Genomic DNA, 19716 nt, shown 5'->3' with positions numbered 1-19716 from the left:
GGGGCGGTGCGGGAGGGGTCCCAAGGGGTTGAGGAGGTGCCCTGACGGACTGTCATGTCGGGTGCGTGGCCTCAGTGTTACAAGCGCGCACAGCCCTTGTGGAATTCCTCCGGGGCGTTGAATCATTCCTCGGGCGGCGGTTGACATGACCCTGTCGAACCGGTCCTGCTCCCCCCCGGACGGTCCGTCGCCCCGTTCCCCGCCCCGCGCGGGAGACGGCGCACCACCCCGCGGTACCGCAACGACGCTCCACCCCCCACCAGCGCTCCATCGATGAGGAGGAACCCTCGGATGGCACTGCACAACGATGCCGGGCCCCGCACCACGAACCCCGTGCGGCGCAGAGTGCTCGGCAGCCTGGGGACCGCCGTGGCGGCGGCCCTCGCGCTCGGCGCCGTCACCGCGCTCCCGGCCACGGCGGCCCCCGAGCCCAAGGAGGCCCGCATCCTCAACGCCGGGGCTCCGGGCACCATCGACAACAGCTACATCGTCACCCTGCGTCCCAGCGAGGCCCGGGCCGGTTCGGCGGCCGGCAAGGCGCTCGCACGGGAGTACGGGGCGAAGATCCAGCGCACGTACACCAAGGCCCTCAACGGCTACGCGGTCACCCTCTCCGAGGCGCAGGCGGAGAAGTTCGCCGCCGATCCGGCCGTGGCCAGCGTCGCGCAGAACCGGACCTTCACCACCAACGCCACCCAGGTCAACCCGCCCTCGTGGGGCCTGGACCGGATCGACCAGCGGAACCTGCCGCTGGACGGCCGGTACACCTACCCGGACGCGGCCGGGGAGGGCGTCACCGTCTACGTGGTCGACACCGGCGTCCGGGTCTCGCACGGCGACTTCGGCGGACGGGCCTCCGACGGCTACGACGCGATCGACAACGACTACGTGGCCCAGGACGGCCACGGCCACGGCACCCATGTCGCCGGTACCGTCGCGGGCACCGCCCACGGCGTCGCCAAGAAGGCGAAGGTCGTCGGCGTCCGGGTGCTCAACAACTCCGGCTCCGGCACCACCGCGCAGGTCGTCGCGGGCATCGACTGGGTCGCCCGCAACGCCGTCAAGCCCGCGGTCGCCAACCTGAGCCTCGGCGGAGGCCCGGACCCGACCCTGGACGCGGCCGTCCGCAACGCCATCGCCTCCGGCGTCACCTTCGCGGTGGCGGCCGGCAATTCCAACGTGGACGCCTCGAACCAGTCCCCGGCGCGGGTGAGCGAGGCCATCACGGTCGGCTCCACCACCAACACCGACGCCCGTTCGTCCTTCTCCAACTACGGGTCCCTGGTCGACCTCTTCGCCCCGGGCAGCTCCATCACCTCGACCTGGAACACCAACGACACGGCCACCAACACCATCTCGGGCACCTCGATGGCCAGCCCGCACGTGGCCGGTGCCGCGGCGCTCTACCTCCAGGCCAACCCGACGGCGACGCCCGCGCAGGTCTCCGCCGCGCTGGTCGCCTCCGCCACCACCGGAGTGGTCGGCAACCCGGGCACCGGTTCGCCCAACCGGCTCCTGAACGTGGGCGGCGGCACCACCAACCCGCCCGGCCCGCGGTTCGAGAACACCGCCGACTTCGCGATCAACGACCACGCCACGGTCGAGTCGCCGGTCACCGTCAGCGGCGTCCCCGGCAACGCGCCCTCCGCACTGGCCGTGCCGGTCACCATCCAGCACACCTACGTCGGTGACCTCCAGATCCAGCTGATCGCCCCCGACGGCACCGCCTACACCCTGAAGGCGTTCAACGAGGGCGGCTCCAGCGACAACATCAACGCCACCTACACGGTGAACGCCTCCTCGGAGACCGCCAACGGCACCTGGAAGCTCCGGGTGACCGACAACGCGTCCGCCGACGTGGGCAAGATCGACGCCTGGGCCCTCCAGTTCTGACGGTTCCGACGGTTCCGACAGGTCTGACGGTTATCGCAGGCCGGACAGTCCTGGTGAGTCCGACGGTTCTGATCCGACAGGTCTGACGGTCCCGGCCGGGGCCGTGGGTCCGGCGCCACCCGCCACCCCCACGGCCCCCTCCGGAACCCGGTCGCCCCCGCCCCCGGCGCCACCCCGCCGACCGGAGGCCGGCCCGCCGGACCCGCACCAGCCGCGTCCCCGTGACCGGGCCCCCGGGCCGTCACGGGGACGCGGCGCGTGGTCGTCGTCGTTCCCGGGAACTCCGTCAGGGCGTCCGCCCGGGTACCCGGTTCGGAATCCGTTGCGAGGCGATCGACCCGGGGCACCCGCCCGGGGCGCCCCGTCCCGGTAGGCGAGGGATCGGCCGGATCTTCCGGATAAGGGCGGTTGGCGAGGGTCCGGCCGTCCGGGTGTCAGCGCCGCCGCATACGATGCGTGGGCCATCCACCGCGGTACCGCCGAGTGACCGCCGCCCCCGCCCGAGCCCAGGAGCACCACCCGTGTCGATACCCCCGCCGCCCGGTCCGGGCAGTCCGCAGCAGCCCTGGGAGCGGCCCGGCGGGCAGGACGACGACCCGTGGGCGCCCCCGTCCGACGACGGCGCCCACGACGGTCGGCGGGGTCAGTCCGGGCCGGGCGGCGGATACGGCCCCCACGGCCAGCCGCCCGGGGCCTACGGTCCCGGCGGGGCGTACGGGGCCACCGGCCCGTTTGGTCCGCACGGGCCGCAGGACCCCCCGGGCCCCTACGGACCCTGGGGCGGAGGGTACGGCGGGCCGCCCGTACCGCCGCCCGTGAACGGCTTCGCCATCGCCGCGCTCGTCCTCGGCATCCTCTGCTTCGTCCCGCTGCTCGGCGCCGTCTTCGGGGTCCTCGCGCTCTTCCGGATCCGCCGCACCGGGGAACGCGGCAAGGCCATGGCGGTCTGGGGGATCGCGCTGTCCTGCCTCGGCGTCGTCCTGTACGGCCTGGCCCTGATCGGGGGCGGGTGGGGCGAGTTCACCAAGGGCTTCAAGGAGGCGGCGGAGGAAGCGGCCCGTCCCACGTTCTCGGTGAGCAAGGGCGAGTGCTTCACCACCCCGTCCGGGGGGATCGACGGAATCACCTACGACGTCGACGAGGTGCCGTGCGGCGACCCGCACGACGGCGAGGCGTTCGGGACGTACCGGGTGGCCGGTGGCGCGGGGGCGGCGTTCCCCGGCGACCAGAAGCTGTGGGACCAGGCGGACGACCGGTGCCAGGTGCTCGGCTCCGCCTACGCGATGGACTCCTGGACCCTGCCGGACGACGTCGACCTCTACTACTTCACCCCCACCCGGGAGAGCTGGAAGCTCGGCGACCGCGAGGTCAGCTGCGTGTTCGGCCACACCGACGGCGAGACCCGGCTGACCGGCTCGCTCCGGAACGACGCCGCCATGCGGGACGCCGACCAGCTGGCGTACCTGCGGGCCGATCACCATCTGCTCAAGGGGCTGAACGCCGCCCCGGACGCGACCTACGTGGAGGACGACCTGCCGGGCCACAAGAAGTGGGCCGTCGCCATGTCCCGCGAACTGCGCGCCCAGCGGGACGCGCTGCGCGCCCACGACTGGAAGGCCGGGAGCGCGCCCGCCGTCAACGCCCTGATCAAGGATCTGGACGAGGCCCGCAAGGCGTGGGACCGCGCCGCCCGGGCGCGGGACGCCGACGCCTACTACCTCCACTACGACCGGGGCATGAACCTGGTGGACCCCTCGCGCGCGGTGCCCGCCCGCAAGGCGCTCGACCTCGGCGTCCGGCCGCCCCGGGAGCTGACCGGCGCGCTGGGCCTCGACGACGCCCCCGGGAAGCCGGAGAAGCCCGGGAAGTCGGAAGAGTCCGGGAAGGCGACGGGCTCGGGCGGCAGCGGCGCGGCCGTCTGAGGGCTCCGGGGCCCTGGGGCCTCCGGGCCTCCAGGGCCTGCGGACCCTCCGGTCCGGCTCCCGTCCGGCTTTCCGCCCGGCCCGTCGGCGCTCCCCGCCCGGGCCGGGGTGGCCGGGGCCCGGGCCGCCCCGCGCTCCCTCACTCCCCTCCCGATGCTGCTATACCTGGGTAAAACCCCTGGGTAAAGCCATGTCATCACTTCGAGTGATTCTCTGGCCTTTGCTTGCACGGCCGTACCGAACGTTGCGAACCTGTCGCCGTGCGTCAACCCGGCGGGAGGGTCAGTGACATTCGGTGATCGGCCGGCGTATCTGCGGGTCGCGGGGGAACTGCGCAAGAAGATCATCGACGGTTCGCTGCCGCCCCATACGCGGCTTCCGTCCCAGGCCCGCATCCGCGAGGAGTACGGGGTCTCCGACACCGTCGCGCTGGAAGCCCGCAAGGTGCTGATGGCGGAGGGGCTGGTGGAGGGCCGGTCCGGCTCCGGCACCTATGTGCGGGAGCGGCCCGAGCCCCGCCGGATCGCCCGCTCCGGCTACCGCCCCTCCGGCGGCCCCACCCCCTTCCGCCAGGAGCAGGCGGACGACTCCCCGTACGGGGCGTGGGAGTCCCGCAGCGAGCAGACCGGGGCGGAACCCGGCGTCGCGCTGCGGCTGGGCGTCCCCGAGGGCGACCGGGTGATGCGGACGCGGTACGTCTACCGGGACGGGTGCGAGGTCATGATGCTCTCCACCTCCTGGGAACCGCTCGCCGTCACCGGCCGCACGCCGGTGATGCTCCCCGAGGAGGGCCCCCTGAAGGGGAAGGGGGTGGTGGCGCGGATGGCCGCGATCGACGTCGTCGTGGACAACGTGACGGAGGAGGTCGGCGCCCGCCCCGGGCAGGCCGACGAACTGCTGTCGCTGGGCGGGGCGCCCGGACACGTGGTGATGGAGATCCGGCGCACGTTCTACGCCTCCGGGCTGGCCGTGGAGACGGCGGACCTGATCGTGCCCGCCGACCGGTACCGGGTGGCGTACCACCTGCCGGTGCGGTAGCCGGACGTCGTCCGGTGGCGTACGGGAGGTGGTCCCGTGCGCGTGGCGGGCGTTCCCCGTCTTCCGGGGGTGGTCCTCGCATGGCGCGGATGCGTCGGCGAACGTTCGGTACCGCTCGGGACCGCTCGGTTCCGGGTGTGGTTCATTCGGGATCGTCCTGGTCTGTTCGGGGGCGGAATCTGGCCGTTCTGTGACGGTGAGGTGTGCGGGGCGGGGTGCGGGGACTTGTTCGCTGAGGCATGGGGGCTGAGGGGTTTTGTGTGGACGGGTGGACGGCGCGCGCGGTGACCCGGTCCGGCTCCGGGAGCGGTGCAGGGCGTTCGACGGGAGCGCCGTCGCGTCGAGGGGGCGCGCGGGACGGGTCGGCGACCCGCCGTCCTTGGCTGGTTGCGTACCTCTTCGTGAAAAGACGTAACCGCTGAGTAAAGGTCGGGCGTAGGCTCAGGCATATGCGGATTGCGGTTTCCCCGTTGACCGGCGAAAGGAACCGGCCAGGGGGAGGGAGGGAAGGGGCGCAATGACCGAGAGCACGGCCACCTTGCCCTGGCTCGTCATACGGGAGGACGACAACGGGAACCGCTATCGCGTGGGCCGGTACGCCACGCGGGCGGAGGCCCAGCAGGCCGCCGACAGCCTCGACTCCCGGGAGCAGCGTCAGCTGTACTGGGTGGAACGGGTCGCCCCCAGCGGCCCCTGAACGCCCGGCCCGCGGCCCTGCGGCCTCGCGACCCCGCGTCCCGTAGGCTCCCGGGCGTGGATCGGTGCGTGGTGGTCGTCGCTGGAGCCCTGTACGACGGCGGGCGGTTGCTGGCCGCGCGGCGCAGCGCCCCGGCCGAACTGGCGGGGCGTTGGGAACTGCCCGGCGGCAAGGTCGAGCCGGGGGAGCCGCCGGTCGACGCCCTGGTCCGCGAACTCCGCGAGGAACTGGGCGTCGAGGTCGGGGAGCTGACCCCGGTCCCCGGTGAATGGCCGCTGAAACCCGGCTATGTGCTCAGGGTGTGGACCGCCCGGCTGCTGTCCGGCGAACCCCGTCCGCTCCAGGACCACGACGAGCTCCGCTGGCTCGGTCCGGACGAGGTGTGGTCCGTCGACTGGCTGGACCAGGACGTCCCCGCCGTGCGCGAGGTGCTCCGACGGCACGGCTGACCCGTCCGGACCCCGCCGTCGGCACGGGCCCCGCCCCGCCCCCGGGAGCCCGCCGGCGCGAACCCGCCGTTCCCCCGCCGTCCCTGCGGAAGCGACCCCGTGGATGTCGTGCGGCCCCGGGTGTACGGGCGGCTTGACGGTATTTTTGCCTTTTCGTTCCCTTGGGTGGCGAAGGCGGCCGAGAGGGCCGCCCGTCCCGTCATTCCCTCAGGTCCCGGCCGTGTCGTGGGGTGCGTCGTCAGGGCGCGGGGACATTACCGTGCGCCCTGTGTGAATGCCGCGCGCGCTCCCCGTCCCTCTGTGCGCCCCGGGCTGGATAGAGCCCCTCGCATATCGGGTATGTGCTCACTAAGCATATGAATCCGGGCGGGGTCGCGCGGATGTCGCGGATGTCCAGGGAAGTGATGCGGTGTGATCGAGACCGATCGTGATCGGGGCGACCGGGAGGCTCCCGACACCCTGGACCGTCCGGACGGCCCAGGGCACCCGGACGGTCCCGGTCCGGACGGCCGGGACGGGGCGAGCCGCGTCGAGTGGACCTTCCCCGCCGACCCCGGAGCCGTCCGCGACGCGCGCGCCCTCGTCCGTGGACAACTCGGTGACTGGGGACTGGAGTCCCTCGGGGACCTCACGGTCCTCCTCGTCAGCGAGCTGGTCACCAACTCCCTGCGGTACGCGTCCGGGCCCATCGGCGTACGGCTGGTACGCCCGCCGCGCCCGCCCGGCACCCTCCTGGTCGAGGTCTCCGACCCGTTGCCCGAACCCCTGCCCGAGCCGCCCCGGGGGCACCACGCCGACACCGAGGCGGAGGGCGGCCGGGGACTGCGGCTCGTCGCCTCGACCTCCCGCCGCTGGGGGACCCGTCCGGGCAGGTCGGGCAAGACGGTGTGGTTCGAGCTGGCTCTGCCGGGTTAGAAGGGAGAGAGGTGCCGGTCGGTCCTGACCGGACCAAAAACTGTCGGGACCGAGCTGTGATCGTGAACACCGTGTTGCGCGGGGCCGTTGTGCTGGATACTGCGGGACAGCCGCCACCGGTGACCGGTGCCGGGGCGCGGTGAGCTGGAGGGGACGGTTCGCGTGAGCGAGATACCAGCGCGGGTCACTGTGTCGGGTCATGCGTCGGAGGGCGCGACGGGTGGGACACGAGACGACGTGATGTGGCAGGGCACACCGCCCGGTTCCCTCTACGACCACATCAAGGTGGCCTCCTTCTCGATCGGCCCCGACGGACTGATCGACCAGTGGAGCGCCCGCGCCGAGCGGCTCTTCGGCATCCCCGCCTCGACCGCCGTCGGGCAGGACCCCATCGAGGCGTTCGTCCCGCCTGAGCTGCGCGCCCGGGGCCAGCGCGCCATGGCCGAGGTCCTCGACGGCCGGGAGTGGACCGGCACGGTGCCCTTCCGGCTGCCCCCGCCCGACGCCCCCTCCGGCCCGGCCTCCTCCGCCGGTCCTTCCGTTCCTTCCGGTTCGTCCGCGGGTTCTTCCGGCCCGGTCGCCCCTTCCGGCCCCGGCCCGTCCGCCACGGCCCCCGAGCACGGCCGCTCCGGCCGCCACGGGCCACCGGGCCGCGACGGCTCCGGCACCCGCTCGGCCGCCGTCACCGCGCCGCCCCGCGCCCCCGGCGCCCGCCCCCGCCCCGGCCCCCCCGCCACCGGACGGGTCCCGGCGGCCGCCCCCGCGCCCCGGTTCACCGGCGACCACGGGGACCCCGGCCGGGTCGGCGTGGCCGAGCTGTACGTGATGCCCACCGAGAACGCCAAGGGCGAACGCGCCGCCGTCTGCATCGTCGTGGACGTCCGGGCGCTGCGCCGCATCGAGACGGACATCGCCGCCTCGCAGGCGATCTTCGGGCAATCGCCCTTCGGGTTCGTGCTGTTCGGCACGGACCTGCGGGTCCAGCACGCCAACCGGCAGTTCACGGCGGCCTTCGGCGGGCCCGCCGAGGACCACCGGGGCCGCACCGTCCACGACTACCTGCCCCGCCCGGAAGCCGACCGGATGGCCGCCGCGCTGCGCCGGGTGCTGGAGACCGGGGAGGCCGTCACCGACATGCAGCTGGTCGGGGCGGTCCCCGGCTCCAGCGACCGCCACCACTGGTCCGTCAACCTCTACCGGGTGTACAGCGGCGGCGGCCACCCCATCGGGGTCGCCGGGCTCGGCACCGATGTGACCCGCCGTCACGCCGCCGCCCGCGAGGCCGCCCAGTCCCGCCGCAACCTCGCCCTCCTCAACGAGGCCGGGGCCCGGATCGGCAACTCCCTCGACATCGAGGCCACCGCCCGCGAACTCCTCGACGTGACCGTCCCCGGCTTCTGCGACCTCGCCGCCGTCGACCTCTACCAGGGGCTCCTCGACGGGGAGGGCGCCGCGCCCGGACCGTGGAGCGCGGCGGACACCGGCAGCGGCAGCGGCACCCTGCGCCGGGTCGCCTACGCGAGCGCCGTCGCCGACGCCCCGTTCGCCGACGGCCGGGCGCCGGTCAAGGTCGGCACCACCCACCACTTCGACTTCGCCTCGCCGTTCGCGAGCGCGCTGCGCAGCGGGCGCCCCCGGCTCGTCGACGGCGAACCCGGCGGACTCATCCGCTCCACGCTCGCCGTGCCGATGATCGCCCACGACACGGTCGTCGGGGTCGTCCAGTTCACCCGCACCAAGGGCAGCGAACCCTTCACCGACCGGGACCGCTCGCTCGCCGGGGAACTCGCCGCCCGCACCGCCGTGTCCATGGACAACGCCCGGCTGTACCGGCGCGAGCACCAGCGGGCGCTGCTCCTCCAGCGCTCCCTGCTGCCGCCGGACAACCCGGTGGCCGCCGGACTCGACATCGCCTGCCGCTATCTGCCGGGCAACGCCGCCAACGAGGTCGGCGGCGACTGGTTCGACGTCATCGAACTCCCCGGCCACCGCACCGCCCTCGTCGTCGGGGACGTCATGGGCCGTGGACTGCGCGCCGCCGTCGCCATGGGCGAGCTGCGCACCGCCGTGCGCACCCTGGCCCTGCTCGACCTGGAACCGGCCGAGGTGCTCGCCGCCCTCGACGAGGTCGCCCGGGGGCTCGGCACCCCCGGCGGGGTCCGCCAGGCCACCCGCACCCCCCGGGACGCCGACCTCTCCGAGGTCTACCTCGCCACCTGCGTCTACGCGGTCTACGACTCCGTCACCCGGCGCTGCACCTTCGCCAACGCGGGCCATCTGCCGCCCGTGGTGGTGGAGCCCGGCGAGTCCGCGATGATGCTCGACGTGCCGCCGGGGATGCCGCTCGGCGTCGGCGGGGAGCCCTTCGAGGAGGTCGAGGTCGAACTCGCGGAGGGCGCCCTCCTCGCGCTGTACACCGACGGGCTCGTCGAGTCCCGGGACCACGCCCTCGACGAGGGCCTCCAGGCGTTCCTCGGCGCCCTCACCGAACCGGCCCGCCCCCTGGAGGACGTCTGCGACCACGTCCTCGGCACCCTCGACACCCGGCACGGCGAGGACGACATCGCCCTGGTCATGGCCCGGGTGCAGGGACTGCCCGCGGCCTCGGTCGGGGACTGGTCGCTGCCGCCCGAGCCGCAGAGCGTCGGCCGCGCCCGTGAGTACGCCCGCGCCCAGCTGGAGTCCTGGGGGCTCGACGCGCTGGTCGACACCACCGAACTCCTGGTCAGCGAACTCGTCACCAACGCCCTGCGGTACGGCGAGGGGGAGATCAGGCTCCGGCTGCTGCTCGACCGGACCCTGGTGTGCGAGGTCTGGGACGCGGGACTGGTCCAGCCGCGCCGACGGCGGGCCCGGGCCACCGACGAGGGCGGCCGGGGGCTCCAGCTCGTCGGACTGCTCTCCGCCGGATGGGGCACCCGGCGCACCCCCCGGGGCAAGACGGTCTGGTTCGAACTGGGGCTGCCCGACGGCGACGGCGACCCGGTCGACCTGGCCGAAGCGCTGATGAGCATGTTCTGACCCGGCCACCCGGCTCACCCGGCCACCCGGCTCACCCGGCCGCCCGGCTCACCCGGATGGCCCGGCTGGCCTGCTTGACGGGCTTGGGCCGGCTGACCCGCCGGGGCCGTCCGGCTCGTCCGGGCCGGGGCCGTCCGGGGAGCGCGGGTCAGGGGTCCGGGCCGGGGGCCGTCCGGGCGGGCAGGGGGGTGCGGAAGTCGTGCAGCCAGGCCATCTTCTCGTGGAAGTCCTCCGCCGACAGCGAGGACAGCAGCGCGTTGCGGCGCTCGGCCGCCGCCCCCGACGGATTGAAGACCCGGGGCACCAGCTTCCGTGAGACCCGCTGGGCCCGTGCGGTGCGCTCGCGCCGCTCCGCCTCGTACCGCGTCAGCCGTCCGGCGACCGCCTCCCGGCCGCAGTCCAGCAGGCTCCCCAGCAGCACCGCGTCCTCCAGCGCCATCGCGGCGCCCTGGGTGGCGTACTGGAGCATCGGATGGGCCGCGTCCCCCAGCAGGGTCACCCGGCCGTCCGTCCACCCGGCCCGGGGCTCCCGGTCGCACAGCACCCAGCTGTGCCACTCCTCGCCCAGCTCCAGCAGCCGTCGCGCGGCCGGGTGCAGCCGGGGGAACCGGCCCAGTACGTGGTCCTTCGCGGCGGGCTCCCCGGCCACCTCCACCGTGGCGCCGTCGTCCCGGGTGGCCGCCAGGTTCAGCAGCCGTCCCCCGGCGACCGGGTAGTGGACGACGTTCCAGCCCGGTCCCGCCCACAGCACCACGGCGTTCCACCGCACCTCCCGGGGCACCCGGGCCATCGGCACCAGCGAACGGTAGATCGTCTGCCCGGACACCACCGGCGGCCCGTCCCCGACCAGCTGCTCCCGGACCGTGGAGTGGAGGCCGTCGGCGCCGATCAGGGCCGCCCCGCCGACGCCCTCCCCGGACTCCAGGACCGCCGTCACCCCCGTCCCGTCCTGCCGGTACCCGGCCACCGGGCTGTCGGTGCGCAGCTCCACCCGCTCCTGGTCCCGGCAGGCGTCCAGCAGCGGCTGGTACAGATCGGCCCGGTGCACCACCGCGTACGGGTTGCCGAACCGGCGGCGGTAGGCGCCGGTCAGCGGCAGGCTCGCGACCCGTTCGCCGGTGGTCCCGTCCATGCACCGCAACTCGTCGATGTGCACCGCCCGCGCGCGCACCGCGTCGCCCACCCCGAGCAGATCGAGCATGTGGAAGGCGTTCGGGGCCAGTTGGATGCCCGCCCCCAGCTCGGTGAAGGCGGGGCGCCGCTCCAGCACGGTCACCCGGTGGCCGTGCCGCGCCGCGCTCAGCGCCGTCGCCAGCCCGCCGATGCCGCCCCCGGCGACGACGATCCGCAGCGGGGCGGCGCGGGCGGCGCCCGGCCCGGGGCCGGTCATGTGCCTGGGCCCGGGTCCGGCCCTGTGCCCGGGGCCGGGTCCGTCCATGGGTCCGGACGAGTGCCTCGCGGGCGTCATGGGCTCGGACCCGGAGCCGGTCACCGGCCCGGTCATGTGCCGGACTTGAGGGCGGTGAGCCGGGCCTCCACCTCCGCCGTGTCGCCGAGCGCGTCCAGCCGTTCGAACTGGGCGTCCAGCGAGGAGGCGGCCAGCTCCTGTCTGCCGAGCGCCCGGGCCTCCTCCCGGCGGATCTTCTCCTCGAAGCGGCCCAGCTCGCTGGTGGGATCGAGCACGTCGACGCTGCGGGCCGCGTCCAGCATCTGGTTCTGGGCCTCGGCCGTCCGCGCCCGGGCCACCAGCTGGTCGCGCCGCGAGCTGAGTTCCGAGAGCTTCCGGCGCATCTCGTCCAGTCCGGTCCGCAACTTGGCGACCACCTCGCCCTGTGCGGCGATCACCGGCTCGGCGTCCTTCGCCTCCCGCTCCGCGCGCAGCTGCCGTTCCAGTGCCACCCTGGCCAGGTTGTCGAAGGTGTCGGCCTGCGCCGCGTCCCCCGCCGCGCGCAGCCCGTCCGCCCGGCGGCTGGCCGCGAGCGCCTTGCCGCCCCACTCGGCGGCGGCGTCCACGTCCTCCTGGTGGTCCTGCTCCAGCAGCCGCAGATTGCCGATCGTCACCGACACCGCCTCCTCCGCCTCGCCGATGTTGGCGGTGTAGTCGCGGATCAGCTGGTCGATCATCTTCTGCGGGTCCTCGGCCTGGTCGAGGAGGGCGTGGATGTTCGCGCGGGCCAGTTGGGTGACCCGGCCGAGGACGGTCTGTTTGCTGCCCATCGGGGTGACCTTTCGGTGAGTGCGGGATGCCTGCGGACGGGTGCTGGTGGTGCTGGTGGCTTGTGGGCGGGTGCTGGTGGGTGCCGGTGGCTTGTGACGGGGCCGGTGGGCGCCGGTCGTCTGCGGGCGGGTGTGGAACGCGACCGGGTGGGAGCGGTCAGAACCGGCCGCCCCCGCTTCTGCGGCCCCGGGTGGCGCCGCCGCCGAAACTGCCGGGACCGAGCCCGCCCCGGCCTCCGCCCCGTCCCCCGCCCGGACCGCCCGTACCGCCGGGGAACCGTCCCCCGCCCGCCGCCCGCCCGAGGCCCCCCAGCACCTCGCCGAGCAGCAGTCCGCCCAGGACCGCGCCACCCGTCCCGATGCCCGCCGGGCCACCCGCCCGCCCGCCGTACGGATTGCCGTAGGACCGGACGTCGCGCTCCGCGAGCCGCCGCGCCTCACCGGCCAGGGCGTCGGCGCGCTGGGCGTCCGCGAGCGCCGCCGCCGTCCCGCCGTCGTCCCGCTCCGCCCGGTCGAGGTGGCGCTGCGCCTCCGCCAGCCGGGTGCGCGCCGCGCTGCCCACCGCGCCCCGGTGGGTGGTGACGTAGTCCGCCGCCGCGCCGACCGCGCTGCGCGCCGTCAGCAGGGACTGGCCCAGCAGCGACCGGGCGCGCCCCTCGGCCGCCTCCCGCTCCCGGGCCCCGGCCAGCGCCCCGTCCAGCGCGGTGTCCGCCTCCTCCAGCCTGCGCAGCGCGCCGATCGGGTTGTAGCGGCCCGCCGCCCGCTCCGCCCGCACGTCCCGGACGACGGCCTCCGCGCGGGCCACCCGGCCCCGCAGCTCGGCCGAGGGGAGCTGGTCCGCCGGGCCGTCCAGCACCCCGCGCGCCTCGGCCAGGTCCGTCTCCGTCTCGGTGAGGGCGTCCGGAAGCGCCCGGTCGGCCGCCGCCGTCTCCTCCGCCAGCCGCTCCACGGCCGTCACGAACGTCTCCGCCTGGTCCACGGCCCCCTCGGCGGCCCGCAGCCGGACGGCCGCCCGGGCGTGGTCCCCGGCGGCGACCGCCTCCCGGGCCGCCGTCAGACCCGCGCCCGCGAACGCCAGCCGGTCCCGCGCCTGCTCCAGATGGCCCGCCACCGGCAGCGCGGCGGCCGGGGCGTAGGCCGCGCCGAGCCGCTCCAGCGCCTCCCGCGCGCCCTCCGTACGGGCGCTGACCCGCTGGTACGCGGTGTCGGCGTGCTCCAGCGCCTCGGGCGCCGACTTCTCCAGGGCGCGCAGCCGGTCGAACGCGGCGGACTCGGCGTCCAGCCGACGGTTCGCCTCCCCGCAGCGGGCGACGATCTCGTCCAGCATCCGCCGTCGGGCGGCGTCGTCCTCCGGGTCCGCGTCGTCGAGCCGCTGGCGCAGCCGGAAGGCGGCCGTCAGCTCGGCGCGGGCGGCCGCCAGGGCCTCCGCGAACGGCCGGGTGGCCTCCTCCCCGAACTGCGCCGTCGCGAACCCCAGCTCCTCCGCGCTGGTGCGCACCGCGTCGTCGGTGCCCACCAGCAGCCGACGGGCCCGGGCGTCCAGTTCGGGCAGCGGGGCGGGGCCCGGCGCGCCGGGCGGCCGTCCGCCGGGCCCGGTGCCGGTGTCCCGGTGGGCGGCGGCCCGGCGGCGCTTGCGGGCCACCGCGTAGACGGCGACCGCGCAGGCCGCGCCGACCGCGACCACCGGCAGCACGAAGTCGCCCGCGCCGACCGTCGGGCCGAGCAGGGTGCCGGGGTCGGGGTCGCCGGGGGTGAGCGCCGGGGTGGGGACGGGCCGTCCCGCCAGCACCGCGTCCATCCCGTCGGCCGCGCCGATCGCGGCGCCCGCCCAGTCGTTCGCCCGCAGCGCCGGTTCGATCGCGGTCCGGGCGACGGCGGCGAGCTGCGCGTCGGTCAGCCGGACCCCCTCGTCCACGGAGTACGCGTACCGGCGGTCGTGGGTGGCGACGGCCAGCAGCAGGTCGTCGAGGCCCAGTCCGCCGCGCCGCGCGGTGGCGTCCGCCCACTCGCCGGACGGCAGCCCGGAGAAGTCGCGGACGTAGACCACGTACAGCTGGAGCCCCTGGTCGCGGTCGAGCCGGTCCAGCGCGGCCGTCACCTGGGGGCGGCGGTCGCCGAGGGCGCCGACGGTGTCGGTGATCTGTCCGGTGCGGGAGAGCGGGACGGGGTCGTCCGCGTGGGTGATCCCGCCCGTGGCCGGGCCGAGGACCAGCCACAGGCCCAGCAGGACGGTGGCGGCCGTCGCCCGTCGGAGGGTCCACGGGGGGCGCGGCGCGCCGGACCCCGGGCGGGGCGCGCCCGGGGTCCGGGGGGACCGACTCCTGGGGGACGTCACGTTTCGGAGCGTAGGGCCGGGTGGCGGCGCCCGCGACCTCGACGGTCGCCCCGGCGGTGGCCTCGGCGTGGTCCCGGCGTGGCCCTGGTGGCGCCCCCCAGGCGGTGGGGAGCGGGTCCGGGGGTGCGCCCTTCGGGCGGGGGTACGTCCGGTGCGGGTCCGCTGGGGTTGCTCGCGCCGTTCCTCGCGCCCCTTTCGGGGGCTTCCGCCCGGCGGTCGGCTCACTGCCGTGGAGGGTTGCTCGCGCAGTTCCCCGCGCCCCTTCGGGGCGCCCCGAAGGGGCGCGGGGAACTGCGCGAGCAACCACCGTGGACCGGGGGCCGAACACCTGCCTTGGCGGGGGTGTCCCGCGGGGCCCTGCCCGTACGCCCCGGTCGGGACCGGTGGGCGTACGGGCAGGGGGCGGGGTCAGCGTTCGCGGCGGCGGATCTTGTCGCCCAGCCAGACCAGCGGGTCGTACTTGCGGTCCGCGACCCGTTCCTTCAGGGGGATCAGCGCGTTGTCGGTGATCCGGATGCCCTCCGGGCAGACCTCCGTGCAGCACTTGGTGATGTTGCAGTAGCCCAGCCCGTGGTCGTCCTGCGCGGTCCGCTGACGGTCCAGGCCGGACTCCTCGGCCGCGTCCAGCGGGTGCATGTCGAGTTCCGCGACGCGCATCAGGAAGCGGGGCCCGGCGAAGGCCGTCTTGTTCTCCTCGTGGTCGCGCACCACATGGCAGGTGTCCTGGCACAGGAAGCACTCGATGCACTTGCGGAACTCCTGCGAGCGGTCCACGTCCTCCTGGGCCATGCGGTACTCGCCGGGCGCCAGCTCCGGGGGCGGCACGAAGGCCGGGACCTCACGGGCCTTGGTGTAGTTGAAGCCCACGTCGGTGACGAGGTCCCGGACCACGGGGAACGCCCGCAGCGGGGTCACCGTGATCGTCTCGGCGCGGTCGAAGACCGACATCCGGGTCATGCACAGCAGCCGGGGCCGTCCGTTGATCTCGGCGCTGCACGAACCGCACTTGCCCGCCTTGCAGTTCCAGCGGACCGCGAGGTCGGGGGCCTGGGTGGCCTGGAGCCGGTGGATGATGTCGAGGACCACCTCGCCCTCGTTCACCTCCACCCGGAAGTCCCCGAAGTCCCCGCCCCCGGCGTCCCCGCGCCAGACCCGGAAGTGCGCCTCGTAACTGGTGGACGCTGAGGTCGTCACTCGTACAACTCCTCTTCGGCGAGGTACTTGACCAGCTCCTCCTTGTCGAAGAGGGCCAGCAGGTCGGGGCGGATCGGATCGGTCTCCACCCGGGTGAGGTCGATCTGCGGCGCGCGCGGATCGAGGGCGGCGGCCGTGACCTCCGGGGCGTCCGTGGCGCCGGGGGCGCCCGGGTGACCGGCCAGCGCGCAGAGCAGATTGACGTTGCGCCAGGAGCGGTCCATGCCGGGCCGGTCCTCCCGGGTGTGGCCGCCCCGGCTCTCGGTGCGTTCCAGCGCGGCCCGCGCCACGCACTCGCTGACCAGCAGCATGTTCCGCAGGTCCAGGGCGAGGTGCCAGCCCGGGTTGAACTGCCGGTGGCCCTCGACGGCGAGCCGCCGGGCCCGCAGCCGCAGTTCCCCGAGCTTCTCCAGGGCCCGGGCCATCTCCCCCTCCCGGCGGATGATGCCCACCAGGTCGTTCATCGTCCGCTGGAGTTCCTGGTGGAGGGTGTACGGGTTCTCCGGCGCCGCGACCAGCCCGGTACCGGCGGTGCCGGTCCCGGAACCGGTGTCGGAACCGGTGCCGTCCACGGCGTCCGCCGGGTACGCCTCCGCGTCCTCGGCGACGTCCGCGCCGAACGGCCGCAGCGCCTCCGCCACCGCCTCCGCGATCCGGGCGTCCGCCGCCACCGGCCGGTCCCCGTCCGCCAGCCCGGCCGCGTACCGCGCCGCGTGCAGTCCGGCGCGGCGGCCGAAGACCAGCAGGTCGGAGAGGGAGTTGCCGCCCAGCCGGTTGGAGCCGTGCATCCCGCCCGCGACCTCGCCCGCCGCGAACAGCCCGGGCACCCCGCGCGCCGCCGCCGTGTCGGACTCGACGGCCACCCCGCCCATCACGTAGTGGCAGGTCGGTCCCACCTCCATCGGCTCCGCCGTGATGTCCACGTCCGCCAGCTCCTTGAACTGGTGGTACATCGACGGCAGCCGACGGCGGATCACCTCCGGCGCCATCCGGGTGGAGACGTCGAGGTAGACCCCGCCGTGCGGGGAGCCGCGCCCCGCCTTGACCTCGGCGTTGATGGCGCGGGCGACCTCGTCGCGGGGGAGCAGCTCGGGCGGGCGGCGGTTGTGGTCGGGGTCCTCGTACCAGCGGTCGCCCTCCTCCTCCGTCTCCGCGTACTTCTCCTTGAAGACGTCGGGGACGTAGTCGAACATGAACCGCCGTCCCTCGGAGTTGCGCAGCACGCCGCCGTCGCCCCGGACCGACTCGGTCACGAGGATGCCCTTCACCGAGGGCGGCCAGACCATGCCGGTCGGATGGAACTGCACGAACTCCATGTTGACCAGGGGCGCCCCGGCCAGCAGCGCCAGCGCGTGGCCGTCGCCGGTGTACTCCCAGGAGTTGGACGTCACCTTGAACGACTTGCCGATGCCGCCGGTCGCGAGGACCACCGAGGGGGCCTCGACGACGAAGAACCGCCCGGTCTCGCGCTCGTAGCAGAAGACGCCCGCCACCCGCCCGTCCGGGTCCTGGAGGATCCGGGTGACGGTGCACTCCTGGAACACCTTCAGACAGCACTCGGGGTCGTCGGACTCCTTGGCGTCCTCCTGCTGGAGGGCGACCACCTTCTGCTGGAGGGTGCGGATCAGCTCCAGCCCGGTGCGGTCGCCGACGTGCGCGAGCCTCGGGTACTCGTGGCCGCCGAAGTTGCGCTGCGAGATGCGGCCGTCCCGGGTGCGGTCGAAGAGGGCGCCCCAGGTCTCCAGCTCCCAGACCCGCTCCGGCGCCTCCCGGGCGTGCAGCTCCGCCATCCGCCACTGGTTGAGGAACTTCCCGCCGCGCATGGTGTCGCGGAAGTGGACCTGCCAGCCGTCGCCGGAGTTGACGTTGCCCATCGCCGCCGCGATGCCGCCCTCGGCCATCACGGTGTGCGCCTTGCCGAACAGGGACTTGCAGATCACCGCCGTCCGCAGCCCCTGCTCACGGGCCTCGATCGCCGCCCGCAGTCCGGCGCCACCGGCGCCTACCACGACGACGTCCCACTGCTGCCGTTCCACCTGGGGCATCAGAACAACCTCGGATCGTCGAACACACCACTGGCCAGGAGGTACACGTAGAAGTCGGCGAGCCCCACGCTCAGCAGGGACGCCCACGCGAGCTGCATGTGGCGGGCGTTGAGCCTGCCCACCCAGCCCCACAGCCGGTACCGGACCGGATGCTTGGAGAAGTGCTTGAGCCGTCCGCCCACGATGTGCCGGCAGGAGTGGCAGGACAGGGTGTACGCCCAGATCAGCACCGTGTTCAGCAGGAACACCAGACTGCCGAGCCCCATGTGGCCCCAGGCGTAGTGCTCGTCGCGGAAGGTGAGGACCGTGTCGTACGTGAGGACCGCCGCGACCAGCAGCGCCGCGTAGAAGAAGTAGCGGTGCAGGTTCTGCAGGACGAGCGGGAACCGGCTCTCGCCCGTGTACGTCCGGTGCGGCTCGGCCACCGCGCAGGCGGGCGGCGAGGCCCAGAAGCCCCGGTAGTACGCCTTGCGGTAGTAGTAGCAGGTGAGCCGGAACCCCAGCGGGAAGATCAGGATGATCAGCGCGGGGGACAGGCCCCACCAGCCCCCGACGACCTCCCAGTTCGGCCCGTCCCGCATCGGCGCGCAGTTCTCCGCGAGACAGGGCGAGTAGAAGGGGGAGACGTAGGGGGCGGCGTAGTAGTCGGCGTTCGCGAACGCCCGCCAGGTCGAGTAGGCGATGAAGGCGAGCAGTCCGGCGGCGGTCGCCACCGGCGGCACCCACCAGCGGTCGGTGCGCAGATGGGGGGCGGCGATGGCGGCGCGCCGCCGGGCGCGCACACCGCCGCGTTGGACGGGGGGTTCCGTGCCTGTGGCCAACGGGGACTCCACTCGGGTCGGGACTCGGGCGCGGGGCGGGACCCCCGGGCCGCGGGCGACTCAGGGGGCGTGGCGGTGCCGGGCGCCGAGTCCCTCGTCGTCCGCATCCGTCCACAGGGAGCTGTCGTACGGGGCGTCGGGAATCCGTACGACGTCGTCCGGCCGGGGGGCCGGTTGGTGCCGGGAGGCGGTGCGTGTCCGCGCGCCTCTCTTGGTGCCGGGGCCGCCGTCCGCCGCGCTGACCTCCCGCAGGAGGCTCACGCTCTCCCGCAGATGGGCGGCGTCGGTACGGACCCGTCGGATCTCCAGCGCGTCCCGGCCGAGGCGCGCCGGGAGGCGTGCCGCGAGGTGTTCCAGGGCCTGGGTCAGGTCGTCGATGCAGTGCTCTACAGCCGTGAGGTCATCGTGGGCAGACAGGGCTCGCCCTCACTTCCGCGTAGCGGGCGGCAACGTCCGTGCGCCTGAGAGTGTTCCGTGTCACATCGAGGATGGGGAAGACGTCGGCCGCGCTTTCTTGACACTGTCCGGTAGTGATGGTGGGGGTGGGGTGAGAGGGGTCTCACGTACGCAGGTGGCGCCGGTGCCGCGTCCCGCCCGGCCGTCGACCGGTCCGCCCGTCCGGTGACCGGATCGCTTCCGGTCACCCGGGGGATGTGCCCCGCCCGCCCCGCGTCCCGCCGCGACGGCGACCCCGCTTCCGCCGCCCCGCGCCCGTCCGCGCGCCGCCCCGCGTCCCGGGCGCCGGTCCGCGCGCCCGTCCACCGGCGGCACCGGTCCACCGGCGGCACCGGTCCGCCGGGGACGCGCCCGCCGCACCGCCCGTACCGCGTCTCCGCCGTTCCCGTCGCACCGTCCGTACTGCGTGCCCGCCGTTTCCGTCGCACCGTCCGTACTGCGTGCCCGCCGTTTCCGTCGCACCCGTACGGCGCCCGTCGCGCTCCACCGCGCCCGTACCTCGCCCGTACCGTGTCCGCCGCCCGTCCCGCCCCCGTACCGCGCCCGCACCGCGCCCGCACCGCGTGCCGCTGCGTCCCGGCGGGGTCGGCCCGTCCACCGGCGGTACCGGGTCCGTCCCCCGCCCGCCCCGGCGGGTGCCCCCGCGCCGGACGCCCGCGGGTACCGCCCCGCCGGACGCCGGGGAGCCGTTCCGCCGCCGGAGTGAGGTTCGG

At 74.8% G+C, this 19716-nt stretch carries 14 protein-coding genes; 7 read left to right on the top strand and 7 right to left on the bottom strand.

Annotation, left to right across the window (positions count from 1 at the left end):
* Window positions 1-291: 291 nt before the first annotated feature.
* From ACVWNX_RS10735 to ACVWNX_RS10705, 7 genes are all read left to right on the top strand, one after another.
* On the top strand, window positions 292-1893 hold the full coding sequence (locus tag ACVWNX_RS10735) for a S8 family peptidase (RefSeq protein WP_454413674.1): 1602 nt from the start codon (window positions 292-294) through the stop codon (window positions 1891-1893).
* A 521-nt stretch (window positions 1894-2414) separates the two neighbouring features.
* The gene (locus ACVWNX_RS10730) at window positions 2415-3815 is read left to right on the top strand and encodes a DUF4190 domain-containing protein (RefSeq protein ID WP_454413673.1); all 1401 of its coding nucleotides are present in this window, start codon (window positions 2415-2417) and stop codon (window positions 3813-3815) included.
* 285 nt (window positions 3816-4100) lie between these two features.
* Window positions 4101-4853, top strand: a complete 753-nt coding sequence (locus tag ACVWNX_RS10725) for a GntR family transcriptional regulator (protein ID WP_454413672.1) — start codon at window positions 4101-4103, stop codon at window positions 4851-4853.
* A gap of 517 nt (window positions 4854-5370) precedes the next feature.
* The gene (locus ACVWNX_RS10720; RefSeq protein WP_454413671.1) at window positions 5371-5550 is read left to right on the top strand and encodes an SPOR domain-containing protein; all 180 of its coding nucleotides are present in this window, start codon (window positions 5371-5373) and stop codon (window positions 5548-5550) included.
* Between the two features lie 56 nt (window positions 5551-5606).
* Complete coding sequence (locus ACVWNX_RS10715) at window positions 5607-5999, top strand: (deoxy)nucleoside triphosphate pyrophosphohydrolase (protein WP_454413670.1); 393 nt, start codon at window positions 5607-5609, stop codon at window positions 5997-5999.
* Between the two features lie 459 nt (window positions 6000-6458).
* Window positions 6459-6914, top strand: a complete 456-nt coding sequence (locus tag ACVWNX_RS10710; RefSeq protein WP_454414711.1) for an ATP-binding protein — start codon at window positions 6459-6461, stop codon at window positions 6912-6914.
* 162 nt (window positions 6915-7076) lie between these two features.
* The gene (locus tag ACVWNX_RS10705) at window positions 7077-9935 is read left to right on the top strand and encodes a SpoIIE family protein phosphatase (RefSeq protein ID WP_454413669.1); all 2859 of its coding nucleotides are present in this window, start codon (window positions 7077-7079) and stop codon (window positions 9933-9935) included.
* Window positions 9936-10083: 148 nt separating this feature from the next.
* Here ACVWNX_RS10705 and ACVWNX_RS10700 read toward each other — a convergent pair whose 3' ends face one another.
* The 7 genes from ACVWNX_RS10700 to ACVWNX_RS10670 all read right to left on the bottom strand — a co-directional run bounded on the left by ACVWNX_RS10700 (window position 10084) and on the right by ACVWNX_RS10670 (window position 18964).
* On the bottom strand, window positions 10084-11325 hold the full coding sequence (locus tag ACVWNX_RS10700; protein WP_454413668.1) for an FAD-dependent oxidoreductase: 1242 nt from the start codon (window positions 11323-11325) through the stop codon (window positions 10084-10086).
* 110 nt (window positions 11326-11435) lie between these two features.
* Window positions 11436-12152: a PspA/IM30 family protein gene (locus ACVWNX_RS10695; RefSeq protein WP_454413667.1), complete on the bottom strand. Its 717-nt coding sequence runs from the start codon at window positions 12150-12152 to the stop codon at window positions 11436-11438.
* A 157-nt stretch (window positions 12153-12309) separates the two neighbouring features.
* The gene (locus tag ACVWNX_RS10690; RefSeq protein ID WP_454414710.1) at window positions 12310-14379 is read right to left on the bottom strand and encodes a TPM domain-containing protein; all 2070 of its coding nucleotides are present in this window, start codon (window positions 14377-14379) and stop codon (window positions 12310-12312) included.
* A gap of 516 nt (window positions 14380-14895) precedes the next feature.
* Window positions 14896-15681, bottom strand: a complete 786-nt coding sequence (locus ACVWNX_RS10685) for a succinate dehydrogenase/fumarate reductase iron-sulfur subunit (protein WP_454413665.1) — start codon at window positions 15679-15681, stop codon at window positions 14896-14898.
* On the bottom strand, window positions 15678-17726 hold the full coding sequence (locus tag ACVWNX_RS10680) for a fumarate reductase/succinate dehydrogenase flavoprotein subunit (RefSeq protein WP_454413664.1): 2049 nt from the start codon (window positions 17724-17726) through the stop codon (window positions 15678-15680). The genes ACVWNX_RS10685 and ACVWNX_RS10680 overlap by 4 nt, the downstream gene beginning before the upstream one ends.
* The gene (locus ACVWNX_RS10675) at window positions 17726-18547 is read right to left on the bottom strand and encodes a hypothetical protein (RefSeq protein ID WP_454413663.1); all 822 of its coding nucleotides are present in this window, start codon (window positions 18545-18547) and stop codon (window positions 17726-17728) included. The genes ACVWNX_RS10680 and ACVWNX_RS10675 overlap by 1 nt, the downstream gene beginning before the upstream one ends.
* Window positions 18548-18607: 60 nt before the next feature.
* Window positions 18608-18964: a hypothetical protein gene (locus ACVWNX_RS10670; RefSeq protein ID WP_454414709.1), complete on the bottom strand. Its 357-nt coding sequence runs from the start codon at window positions 18962-18964 to the stop codon at window positions 18608-18610.
* Between the last annotated feature and the right edge of the window lie 752 nt (window positions 18965-19716).

It is taken from the genome of Streptomyces sp. JNUCC 64 (assembly GCF_054484115.1).
Note: the sequence above shows the minus strand (reverse complement) of the source record. Positions and strands in the feature narration are given on the sequence as shown.

What these genes read in the sequence shown, in the direction of transcription:
- ACVWNX_RS10700 (WP_454413668.1), bottom strand. Translation starts at nt 11,325, where the DNA reads ATGACCGGCCCCGGGCCGGGCGCCGCCCGCGCCGCCCCGCTGCGGATC.
- ACVWNX_RS10695 (WP_454413667.1), bottom strand. Translation starts at nt 12,152, where the DNA reads ATGGGCAGCAAACAGACCGTCCTCGGCCGGGTCACCCAACTGGCCCGC.
- ACVWNX_RS10680 (WP_454413664.1), bottom strand. Translation starts at nt 17,726, where the DNA reads ATGCCCCAGGTGGAACGGCAGCAGTGGGACGTCGTCGTGGTAGGCGCC.
- ACVWNX_RS10720 (WP_454413671.1), top strand. Translation starts at nt 5,371, where the DNA reads ATGACCGAGAGCACGGCCACCTTGCCCTGGCTCGTCATACGGGAGGAC.
- ACVWNX_RS10735 (WP_454413674.1), top strand. Translation starts at nt 292, where the DNA reads ATGGCACTGCACAACGATGCCGGGCCCCGCACCACGAACCCCGTGCGG.